Source organism: Vibrio sp. 1727 (genome assembly GCF_033344415.1).
Lineage (GTDB): Bacteria > Pseudomonadota > Gammaproteobacteria > Enterobacterales > Vibrionaceae > Vibrio > Vibrio alginolyticus.
In genome coordinates this window covers 1-534 of the sequence record NZ_JAWPOT010000613.1, presented here as the reverse complement: position 1 = coordinate 534, position 534 = coordinate 1, and the positions used below count along the sequence as shown (strand labels likewise).

The 534-nt window shown below is 48.3% G+C and carries 1 protein-coding gene; it reads left to right on the top strand.

Going from position 1 to position 534, the window contains the following annotated elements; all coding sequences use genetic code 11:
• Positions 1-41 precede the first annotated feature (41 nt).
• Positions 42-534, top strand: a 493-nt coding sequence (locus tag R8O10_RS27215; protein WP_318192230.1) for a type II secretion system F family protein, incomplete at its 3' end; no start/stop codon positions are given.

Genomic DNA, 534 nt, shown 5'->3' with positions numbered 1-534 from the left:
ACGTCACTTGAAGAAGTGATGCGAGTGACGAAGGAAGCGTAATGGCAGCATTTGAATACAAAGCGCTGGATGCAAAAGGCAAACAAAAAAAAGGCACGATTGAAGGGGATAACGCTCGTCAAGTGCGCCAACGACTGAAAGAACAAGGAATGATCCCTGTTGAGGTCGTGGAAGCCAAAGCAAAGGCGGCTAAGTCTTCAGGCTCAGTGGGCTTCAAACGTGGTATCAAAACGGCTGAACTGGCTCTGATCACGCGTCAATTATCCACACTTGTTCAATCAGGTATGCCTCTTGAAGAGTGTCTTCGAGCAGTTTCTGAACAAGCAGAAAAGCCACGAATTCGCACCATGATCGCTGCAGTTCGCTCCAAAGTCACCGAAGGTTACCCATTGGCAGATAGCCTAGGTGATTATCCACACGTATTTGACGAACTGTTTCGCTCTATGGTCGCCGCGGGTGAAAAATCTGGACACCTTGATACGGTTTTAGAGCGCTTGGCGGAGTACGTCGAAAACCGTCAGAAAATGCGTTCTA